Source organism: Schlesneria sphaerica (assembly GCF_044336245.1).
Classification (GTDB): Bacteria; Planctomycetota; Planctomycetia; order Planctomycetales; family Planctomycetaceae; genus Schlesneria; species Schlesneria sphaerica.
This window is the reverse complement of sequence record NZ_CP172346.1, coordinates 3,341,041-3,350,974: the sequence shown is the minus strand read 5'-3', so window position 1 is coordinate 3,350,974 and position 9,934 is coordinate 3,341,041. Positions and strand designations below refer to the sequence as shown.

Annotated in this window: 7 protein-coding genes; all 7 read right to left on the bottom strand. The window is 58.0% G+C overall.

What is annotated here, in order from left to right:
- Positions 1–29 precede the first annotated feature (29 nt).
- The 7 genes from ACGY09_RS12250 to ACGY09_RS12220 all read right to left on the bottom strand — a co-directional run bounded on the left by ACGY09_RS12250 (position 30) and on the right by ACGY09_RS12220 (position 9,899).
- Positions 30–695: a PEP-CTERM sorting domain-containing protein gene (locus ACGY09_RS12250; protein WP_397571727.1), complete on the bottom strand. Its 666-nt coding sequence runs from the start codon at positions 693–695 to the stop codon at positions 30–32.
- 458 nt (positions 696–1,153) lie between these two features.
- Complete coding sequence (locus ACGY09_RS12245; protein ID WP_397571726.1) at positions 1,154–1,465, bottom strand: DUF2149 domain-containing protein; 312 nt, start codon at positions 1,463–1,465, stop codon at positions 1,154–1,156.
- Positions 1,455–2,102: a MotA/TolQ/ExbB proton channel family protein gene (locus ACGY09_RS12240; RefSeq protein WP_397571725.1), complete on the bottom strand. Its 648-nt coding sequence runs from the start codon at positions 2,100–2,102 to the stop codon at positions 1,455–1,457. Before ACGY09_RS12240 ends, ACGY09_RS12245 begins: the two co-directional genes overlap by 11 nt.
- Complete coding sequence (locus ACGY09_RS12235) at positions 2,099–6,385, bottom strand: cobaltochelatase subunit CobN (RefSeq protein WP_397571724.1); 4,287 nt, start codon at positions 6,383–6,385, stop codon at positions 2,099–2,101. The genes ACGY09_RS12240 and ACGY09_RS12235 overlap by 4 nt, the downstream gene beginning before the upstream one ends.
- The gene (locus ACGY09_RS12230) at positions 6,385–7,353 is read right to left on the bottom strand and encodes a DUF1559 domain-containing protein (protein ID WP_397571723.1); all 969 of its coding nucleotides are present in this window, start codon (positions 7,351–7,353) and stop codon (positions 6,385–6,387) included. Before ACGY09_RS12230 ends, ACGY09_RS12235 begins: the two co-directional genes overlap by 1 nt.
- Positions 7,354–7,441: 88 nt before the next feature.
- A complete protein-coding gene (locus ACGY09_RS12225; RefSeq protein WP_397571722.1) occupies positions 7,442–7,729 on the bottom strand; it encodes a hypothetical protein in 288 nt (95 codons plus the stop codon).
- A gap of 388 nt (positions 7,730–8,117) precedes the next feature.
- Positions 8,118–9,899, bottom strand: coding sequence for an RDD family protein (locus ACGY09_RS12220; RefSeq protein ID WP_397571721.1), 1,782 nt, complete (start codon positions 9,897–9,899; stop codon positions 8,118–8,120).
- Between the last annotated feature and the right edge of the window lie 35 nt (positions 9,900–9,934).

The following is a 9,934-nucleotide window of genomic DNA, read 5'->3' as shown; positions in this document are numbered from 1 at the left end:
TTTGAGGAGATGATCGTTGGCGTTGCGGGTTACGACAATCTTCGTCGTCGGTATCTGGCAACGGCCATACTCAGTGTCCCAAGGCCGAGTAGCGCAAGAGACGATGGTTCGGGAACAGGTTCCGGAATTCCGACAGGAGCTGTCGTAACAAAGAAGCTGAAGTAAGAGTTCTCCGGGTCTCTGGCAACACCAGACCCTTCCACGCCCGTTCTACCTGTGATCCGGTAGGTTCGACCGGCGCGCAGCAGAACAGGGTCGACACTCAGCCAGACACGATCATCGGAGAGCGATACAGTCAATGGTCCTTCCTCGTAGGAAGGAGAGTACTGTGTCGTGGAGAGGAATTTATTGTTGTCAACGTCGTATAACCACGCCAGGTAATAGCCACCAAGATCAAAGTTGGATTCAATCCTCAGATAGGAATCAACATCAACGGTGAAATAGACCTCGTATACCCCTCGAGAGTAAGAGTAGTCACTCGCGACCATACTTCCATTAAAGATGCCCGTAAATCGGTCGGCTGATTGATTCAACTGGGCTTCCGCGAATCCGCCTCCAGGAAGTGTGACGTTGACGAGGGACAGATCAGTCACACTTTTTGCGTCTGAACCGATTCCATCGGCTCCGAGTTGAACGGTGGTCTGTGTCGATATCGGACTAATGACTGAGGCGAATACCTTCGTTCCTGAACTCATCGAAACAATCGATGCAAGACAAAGCACAGCCTTGACGAGGCCTTTCATGTGTTCTCCCATTTTCCTGAACTGTTTACCCACTTGAACCAGAGCGCTTAAATTTCTGACGATCGAGTTTGACATTGGGAGTATTCGCACTGGCCCGTGTCAGGCTGCCTTCCACTCTCGAACAAGAATCCGTTCGGTGCAGCCTGAAATGTGACACTCCGTCACCTCGGTACGACCTGCATCGTACTGGACTACGGGTGTTCAGTAAATCAATTGAGCGGGGGGAAAGCGTCAATGAGAGATCCTGTCTGTTGCACCGATGGTCGAATCGAATGCGGTGCCGTGATGAGCGAAGTCCACGTGGGTACGGAATGGCAGTCGGGAGTGCCCAGAGAACACAGCGATGGGATGCCAAGAAAAACTCTCCCCAGTTCGTTGCGTACGGATTGGGAGGGGCTGTTGCGAAGGGCCTAATCGGGGACGTAAACGACTTCCCCGCTTTTCAGGCGATAGGCTGTTCCCAGTCGTTGTCCTTCGCCCTTGAGTTTTTCGTGGCTCACACGGAACTGATCGAGGCGGGTTTGTTGCTCGGACGGGGTCACTTCCGTCGTGGCTGCGGCCTCTGGTGATGCCGCAGATCCGAGTTCCCGGGTACGTGATGCGCTGACCAGGGCCAGCAGCAGCGCGATCGAGAAAACCATCCAGAGGTCGAACAGGTTGACCAGCCCCGCAAGCGGATCATCCTCGGACGCGGCCTCCCAGCGTCGTACCTTACGTCGCATGGCAGGTGTCCTGCACAGAGACGGTCGCGGAATCGCTGACGGAATCGGACTTCAGGAGCGTCGCAACGAACTCGAGATCGCTGAGATCCTGTTCGTACCAGCTTTTGCGGGCTACGCTGGCGGCGTACGAGAAGCCTCCAATCAGAATCCCAAACACGGTGGTGGTAAAGGCGATCACGAGGTTGCTGGAAAGGGCCTGAATATCGCCAGAGGCGAGACCCGTCAGTGCAGGGCCCAGCGGAATCAATGTTCCGATCAGTCCCAGCATTGGTCCGAGCCGGGTACTGAATCCCAGCCGCGCCAGACGGCGTGTGATATCCAGCTCCAGATCTTCCAGCGATTTATTCACCAGTACGGATTGCGAGGCATGGTTCAGTCGCTGCGTCGCCCGCTGATAACGGGCGGGATAGCCGACGAGCAAGAGATCATAGAACGATGCCGCAGCAATTTTTCTGGCGCGGAGCTGTGTGAGGAAAGACCTCCAGCTTCGCAGGCCGAACGCGCGATCGAGGAATTCGCGCAGCAGGCCGCCGAGCATCAGCAGATTTCCCGCCAGAAAGGTGACAATCAGAATGAGTGTCGGAGCGAGCAGTCCTTCGGAGAGAAGGTAGAGAATTTCGACCAGTCGATCCGTCATGGTGTCCCTCGTCGTGCGGCAAATCCAGCGACCATCAGCAGGAGGATCGCCGCTCCCAATGACCAGTAGAGAAGCGAGGGTTTCCCTGGAGGAACGGGCGCTGGAGCCAGATTTTGCTGGTGTTGAATCGATGGGGATGGTGAGGGTTGAAGTCGCTGGCCTTCCACCGTGGTCAGAGGGGTCGCTGGTGCATTTGTCGATTCGAACGGGGTGGTGGCTTGTGTCGAAGTCGAAGCCGGGTCCATGGCCGGAGGAGGAACGGCGTCTGTGGCCGCCGCATCCGAAGGAGCGGTTCCCGGGGCCGTCGTTCCTGCGGCGATGTCCACGGCGGTTCGCTCCGTTTGTTCGTTGAACCGTTGAGTATAGTTGGCCAGCAACCGGGTTGCGGTTGGACTCTGGATCCCCTCCAGTTGTTCTCGCACCATTGTATCGAGCGAAGTATTTCCGCCGCTGGTCATGTGTCCCGACATTCCGTGCCGTGCAACGTTTTCGGCATACGCGCGGGCGACCTGTTGTCGGGTTTGCTCATCGGCTTGCCAGTATCCTTTTCGCATCGCTTCCAGCATCACCGCCATGGAATCCTGGTAGGCGTAGGGATTATTGCGATCCATCCAGTCGGGCAGGCGAAGGTTCAGTTTGTCGTCGATCAGGACCTGTTTCATTTCCTGCCAGTTTTCGCTGCCGACGCTGCCGGGACGCATCACTTCCCAGCCGAAACTGTTGGAGGTCATGAAGCGGATCTGGTCGGCCCCCGCGTAGCCTTCTTTCATCATCCCTTCGAGCCACTTCCGGTTGAACAGCCGGACGCGGTATTCACGTCGCAGAGCGTCTTCGGCACTGATCAGACCCGCTTTGTCGGGGTCACGGACGTCGGATAGAACGAACTCGGGCTTTTTGCCGGTCAGGGCCTCAACGGCGAGACTGAGCGAACCGCCATGCAGCCAGACATATTTACTGGCCAGGGGACTGGTCATGTGATCGGACCAACTGCGGACGACAGTATGCGTTCCCTGAATTGCCGCATCGTAGAGGGGAGAGGCTTCTTCACCCCAGGCCCCTTCCGTGTAGACATGTTTGTGATGGGCGAGGTATTCGGCGGCGATGTCGTCACGGCTGTTCCAGTCGCCGGACTGAGCGACTTTATAGCCCAGGAAGCTGCCCGATTCCCGTCCGGGGGCTCGACCGAATATCCGGGCATGCGACAGCAGTTGAGCCCGGTCTTCCGTCAGTCCCTGACCGACAAGCGTCGTCCGCAGTGTCTGCGTATTCTGGAACAGGGGGTTGTCAGGTTCGTCGGCCTGCGTCGCGAGTCGAATTGCCTTGTCCCAGAGGTTCAGTCGGCTGGGAAGATTCGACTCATACCATGATCCTGCAGCAATGAACACGTCGACGCGCGGGCGACCCAGGTCGTCTCGCGAGATCAGTTTTACGTCGCTCACAAGTTGCCGCTCGTCCCAGACCGGTTCGATTCCGATCAGTCGCAGAATCTGCGCTTCCATCACACCGTAGTCGCGGAACGTGGCCGAACTGCGAAGATCGAATCCGACTTTGGTGGGGAACTGACCGGTTTGCGTCTGGTGCCGTGTGACCAGTTCTTCCGCCAGGCGGTGACCGAGTTCCCAGGAGGGCCGCGAGGGGATTTCTTCGGGGTTCAGCAGGTACATGTTCCGTCCGGTGGGAACGGCACCCGGGTTTCGGATGGGACTGTTTCCCGGACTGGGGGGGACGAACTTTCCCTCCAGTCCTGCCAGCAGATTACCAATTTCATCCGCAGTCCGGTCGAAGTCGGCGTTCAACTTGATCGCCAGTTTCAGGCCTTTGTCGATCGCTTCGGGTAACTCCGAGAGCGTTGTTCCGAGAGTGGCGTTGACGGCATCCAGCGGGTCCATCTGCCGATTCAGTACCAGTTGCAGGATGGCTTCCGCTTCAGGACGGACACCGTGACTGTGCCCCTCGTGGTCGTGATCCCGATTGGCCTGATGCTGCTGATCATGCTTGAGTTCTTTCAATCCATTGATGAACGGCGTTCGCAGGATGGTGACCATGTAGGGGATCAGCAGGTCGCTTCGTGGTCGTTCGCCGTAGACGTGCAGACTGGTCGGAGTGGTTTCTTCCTGGATGGCATGCAGGTAATCAGAGACTTGCCTGATGGCATCCCGCGTCAGCTTTCCATCGTCCGGGATTGTGAGGTGCAGGTCGGTTTCGAGATGGCAAAGCTGGACCTGGCGCGTGATCTCTTCACGGAAATTTTCCTTCAGTGCCCCTTCCTCGAGCGTTTCCCATTTGTCGAGTGTTTCGTGCAGGTTGGCCAGATCGTCACTCAGCCCTGCATCGACAATCGGTGGCGGCAGGTGGCTCAGCAGTGTCCCGTAGACACGTCTGCGGACAGGCGAGGATTCCACCATGTTCTCGATGATCCACGGATTGAAGTTCGGCATCGAGCCCATGATGACGTCACACCAGTCCCGTTGTGACAGGCCGTTCGGTTTGCCCGGCAGGGCGAACTCAGAGCCATGAGTCCCAAAGTGGATCAAGGCATTGGCGTGGAACTGGTGTTCCAGCCAGAAATAGGTCGCCAGATAGTTATGAGGAGGTGTTGTCACCTTGTCATGCGCCTGGGCGTTGGCCCCTTCCTTACCGTGGATTTCCCCTCGGAGCGGTTGGGGCAGGAGGATGACGTTGCCGAGCTCGATCCGGGGAATGACAAGATGCTTACGGCCGTCGCGCTGCCAGACCATGAACTGGCCGGGAGGGGGCCCCCACTTGTCTTCCATCTGTTGCCGGCGATCGGCGGGCACAAACTTTTCGTACCAGACGCGATAGTCGTCCTCGGAGACCAGGACCGGGTCCCCGTGCTGGACAAGTCGATCCAGCTCGGCGGGGGCCCAGACACCAATCTGCCGACCCCGCTCGATCATTCGCATCAGCAATTCGTCCTCGTGCCGGGGGACGCTGGTCATCTGATAACCATGCTTCTGCATTTCCTGCAGGACGTTAGTCAGGCTGCGGGGCCCGTTGAGGTGCATCCCCGTGGAACTGCCTCGCATCAGTTCCCCCTTCCCCATTTCGCGATCGTAGTAAATGATGGCGATCTTCTTCTGCGGGGCGGGTGTTTGAGCCATACGGGCGTGGCCCAGAGCACGCTTGATCAGGTGCTCGACTCGGTCAGGAATGGGCTGAAAGGCCTCGGCACTCCCCTGCCCTGATGTCGTACCGGCGGCCACTTGTGGCTCGATGCCGCCGATCAGTTCCTGACCGATGATGTGGAAGGCAAGTTCGCTGGACGAGAGTCCCTCGGTACTTTCCTGCCATTCGGCGATCGATTGTTTGCGGATGAAGATCGAGTGCAGGTGGGGGACGTTCAGGGCATTTCGCAAAGCGACGGTGTCACCGCTATGGCAGGTATGGATCACCGCGTGCGGAGCAAATGCGACGGCCTGTTCTTCGTACGTTTTTGAGCGGCCGTCAATGATCCCCACGGCGACGGCACCTTGCCGTTCGGCTTCGCGAATCAACGCGTCGACGACACGCGGTTGCTGAAATGCGAGATGGGTGTTGTGAACTGTGATCAGCAGGCGAGGTTTCTCGGGACTGAATGTCCCCCGTGTGCGGCTCCAGACTTCGAACGCACCGGATGAGGGAAAGAAACCTTCGTGGTCGGGATGGTAGAGACCTTCCCGCTCGACTTCCTGTGGGGGTTCGACCTGCAGATCGTGACCGAGGCGTCGGGCTGCGATGAAGATTAGCATCCGCCGGAGATTTTCCGCCGAGCTGCCGTAATAGTTCGCCGCGTCGGAGTCACGTTCGACAGGCTGCTTGAGGTTCATCGTCCGGAAGAAGTCGACCGCATTGGCGGGAAGGACAAAGACGCGCAGGCCGGGATTTTTCCTGGTTGCCTCATCGAGCAGCAGGCGGTAGGTGTCGCGGTCTTCTTCGCGTGTGTGCTGAATGTAGAGCAGGCGTACGGTGCTGAGATCCACCCGTTTGTTCGCGACATCGCCATCCTCGAAATAGGTGAGTCTCAGGTTCAGCGGTTTCGCGTAAGTCTGAAGCTGTTCGTAGACACCGCCGTGCAGTCCGATAAACCCGATCTCGAAGGCGGGGACGGGTGGATCGCTGTCGCTTGAGGCGGGCGATGCCGTTGTCGCTGTCTGAGCCCGCGAGATGGAGGCTGCGCTCGTCAACCCGAGCAAGCTGGCTGCGAATACCGCCATCAAGACCCGGAACCGATGGCCTGACGCCGCCAGGGGAGTTTGAGAGGGGGTGTGGGAATGGAGCACCATTAAAATTCCCCCACGATTTCACCACCTGCGCGGCTGCCGAGTGCTTGAAAGGTGGTGATGCTGATGTTCTCTGAGATGAAGTGGACCGATCCGTCGGCGAAGATCAGGTGGGCTCCTCCCACATGGGCACTGCGAGCGGCCATGTTGGTACAGCCGTAGTTGGGGGCAATACAGTCGAACTGTTTGTCATTGGGCGGGCGGAGAGTGGTCATGATGTTGAACTGCGGTTGACCGCCAAACCAGGCCGTGGCTCGGTCCGATTGAGTCGGGGCGACCGACTGGCAGGTCGAAACGTTCGAGGCGGTCGAGCCGGAAGCGTTGGTGAAGATGTAGTTGTCCTGCAGTGTGGCGGGATTCAAATCCCCTTTCAGGGTTTCACCGCAGGCAATCGTCTGCGACAGGCCATCGGTGATCCACGCGAGACGCGTGTAGGAGCTGTGTCCGAACAGTCCATTGCACGAGTTTCCACGGCAGTCGCAAAGGCTTCCCTGACTGGCCATGTAGTTGGAAGGGGCCAATGTGGGACTGACTCGGCCGATCGGATCACTGGGGCAGAGAAATGCCGGAACGGACTTTCCTGCGACTTCGTAGAACTTCGGGTTCACGTTCGCATTCAGCATCACGTCGGCGTTGCTGAAATTGATCATGTTGAATAAGGGGGTCTGATCGATGTACGGCAGAATTGCCGTCAACCAGCTGAACTGGTGACGGGCCCCGGCGGAGATGTAATCCGTGTAAGTGTCCATATGACCGGCCGGAAACATCCCGAAGGCATCGGCATAGTTATGCAGTGCGAGCCCGAGTTGTTTCAGGTTGTTTTTACACTGGGTTCGGCGTGCTGCTTCGCGAGCCTGCTGAACGGCGGGTAACAGCAATGCGATCAGTACTGCAATGATGGCGATGACGACCAGCAGTTCAATCAATGTGAATGCGCGTCGCCGGTCGCGATGGTTGATTCCTGGTCGCATGTCAGTTCAGGGCTCCTTGATCGTTGATCTTGCGTCTTGTGATTGAGCCGGCACGGCAGCAAAGGGAATGGCTGAGTCGTGTGCCCGCTTAGTGGCTGTGTCCTTCGTGGGCATGCTCCACGTCCAGATCTGCTCTATCAGCACATGCTTCGCTACAGACGATGAACTGATTCCCTTCGACGGTGACCAGATTCTGCTCGGTCACCGATTCGATTTTTCGGCTGCAGGAGACGCAGACTCCTTCCCGTCCGAGGGGGGTGGCCACGGTGACGGTCGGGTACCCGCGCGATTGCCCACAGCCGGCGGGAATGCCTGAGAGCAGGACCAGGAAGACGAGTGGTATCGAGGTTCGAGACCGTGGCAGGGGGATTGTCATGTCAGACAGAGGCTCGGATGCGTGGGGGTGTACGTCAGCGGGCTGTTGCGGACCCACTGGTGCGGGACACGAAGACTGCCATGGGTAAGCAAACGGCGGGCCGAGGCATGCTGGTGACCTGCCTATGCTTCAACACCGGCAGCGTCTTTGGGGCTTTTTCAGCTTTGATCCGCATAAAGCGTGAGCCATCGAATGCGCGCGAGAGAAAATTCCCCAGGCGCGGCGAAGGTTTCACCATGTGAAGGGAAGCGGAGGAGGCGCCGTGGCAGAGGAGCATCGAGAGAGAGACCCGCGCGTGCTGCTCAAATATCAAGAGAGACGGTAGGGGCTTGATACCCCAGTGTTTGATGCCCCGGCGATTGATATCCCGGCGTGGAGCTGAGGAGAATTAGGGGCGAGTCGCACTTTCGGGATCTGCCGGTTGGACTGTCGTCGTGGGGGATGTGCGGGGCGTTCGGATAACGATGGTGTCGGCAACCATGTCGCCGAGACGCTGGCGGTCTTGGCTGAAAGCGAAAATCAGAGTGATCGGGATGTAGGACATCAGGGGAAAGGTATCGATCGCGAACAGCAGGTCTCTGACAAGGGCACGGAAAAACCCGCAGGGGCGAAGCGTGGTTCGAACGGTACGGATGCCGCAGATCCATTTTCCCACGGTGATCCCCCACCTCCCTTGTGTGATGCTGGTGATCGTCAGATAGACCAGGCCCGAGACAAGTGCACCGATAAAGAACAGCCCCATGGGGCCGAGTGAACCATCGGAATCAAGTAGTCTGTCCATGTTTTCGGCGACCTGTTCCTTCGTCGCCACACCCAGCAGAACTGCGAGCAGGTAGTTCGGAATCCAGTACACGAACGAATCGATCAACTTCGCAAAACCGCGCCGGGTGTAGGAAGCTAACTGGACTGTCGTATTTCCGAATTGGTAATCCGAAGAGAGGTAGACGCTCATCAGGCGGCTGAGGCTAAGTGCCAGGATTAACAAGCCGGGCCAGTAGACCCACTTATAGATCTCGGCCCCGCGTTCAAGGGGCTGCTGCATCGGAGTGACGGGGGCTCGCAGGGCGACACCCGTCTGTTTAAGTCGCCCATCGGTAACCTGAAAGAGCCTGAGCGTTTGAGCGACGGACTGGGCGGCGGTATAGACGTTCTGACCGTCAGAGACCAGCACCAGCGACAGCATCGCAGGGGTCGATTTTTCGTCGCTCTTCTGCCATATTTCCTGCTGCTTTCGATAGAGGACCAGTGAGTTTCTCTGGAAGGGATTGCCGATCGCGGATCCCGTCGCGACCACGATTGGCGTTCCCGCAGCGATTCCGGCCTTCCAGCCCCGAAGGTTGCTTCGTCCCCCCGGCACCTGGCAGACAGCCTGCCAGGCGTCGAGATTGCTGTCGTCGACGGCCTCTTGACCCTCTGCGGATGTCTCGGCTGAGTTGGTGGCGAATTCGATGCCCTGGTGATAGGCCACGACTGCTCCGTCGGACACAAACAAGTGATATTGTCCCTCGGCAGGAATGACTTTTACGTCCATCATCCTGGCGCCGAGGCTCGATGGAGATGAAGACTTTACCAGGGTCAATTCGTCGTCCTGCATCGTGGTGGCTAATGCGAACGGAATAAGGACATCCCCTATGGCAGTCCATTCCCCGTCGACCAGTTGCAGCAGCTCTGGATAGGGCAGAGACGTCAGCTCGATCACTGCCACTTTTCCCTCGTAGAGGAACGGTTCGCTCGTTCGTCCTAATTTTCGTTTTGGTTTGTCTTCCACCTGGTTCCCCTGGCGGTAGCGCGTGACCGAGGTCGTTGTCACGCTCCAGAGATGGTCGCCATCTGCGACGAGACCGATAAGCGGATTGGGGGTCGTGAGAGCAGAGTTCTCCACACCACCCTTCACGGGATCGAAGGAAGCGAATTCCGCAACACCGGTGTTACTGTTGGGACCGACTTTTAGAACGGGATACCAGACCCGTTGATTCCAGATGACCGCGTGGCGGTATTCGTGCACCGGCGTTGTGAGCAATTCGGGGAACTGGGGAATCCCATAGGCCCATAAATAGAGGCCAAGCGGGATTGCCAATGTCAGTAGACTGATGGTGCCGACCAGCAGCACCACCCACAGGATGTAGAGCGGTTGCTCTGCGACGCTCTTGCGATCTGTCGAATCAGGCATCGTCTCTTCCCTGTCCAGTGATCGGTGCTGAGAGA

Coding starts and splice junctions, on each gene's coding strand:
- ACGY09_RS12250 (WP_397571727.1), bottom strand. CDS start 695: ATGAGTTCAGGAACGAAGGTATTCGCCTCAGTCATTAGTCCGATATCG.
- ACGY09_RS12245 (WP_397571726.1), bottom strand. CDS start 1,465: ATGCGACGTAAGGTACGACGCTGGGAGGCCGCGTCCGAGGATGATCCG.
- ACGY09_RS12235 (WP_397571724.1), bottom strand. CDS start 6,385: ATGGTGCTCCATTCCCACACCCCCTCTCAAACTCCCCTGGCGGCGTCA.
- ACGY09_RS12220 (WP_397571721.1), bottom strand. CDS start 9,899: ATGCCTGATTCGACAGATCGCAAGAGCGTCGCAGAGCAACCGCTCTAC.
- ACGY09_RS12225 (WP_397571722.1), bottom strand. CDS start 7,729: ATGACAATCCCCCTGCCACGGTCTCGAACCTCGATACCACTCGTCTTC.
- ACGY09_RS12240 (WP_397571725.1), bottom strand. CDS start 2,102: ATGACGGATCGACTGGTCGAAATTCTCTACCTTCTCTCCGAAGGACTG.
- ACGY09_RS12230 (WP_397571723.1), bottom strand. CDS start 7,353: ATGCGACCAGGAATCAACCATCGCGACCGGCGACGCGCATTCACATTG.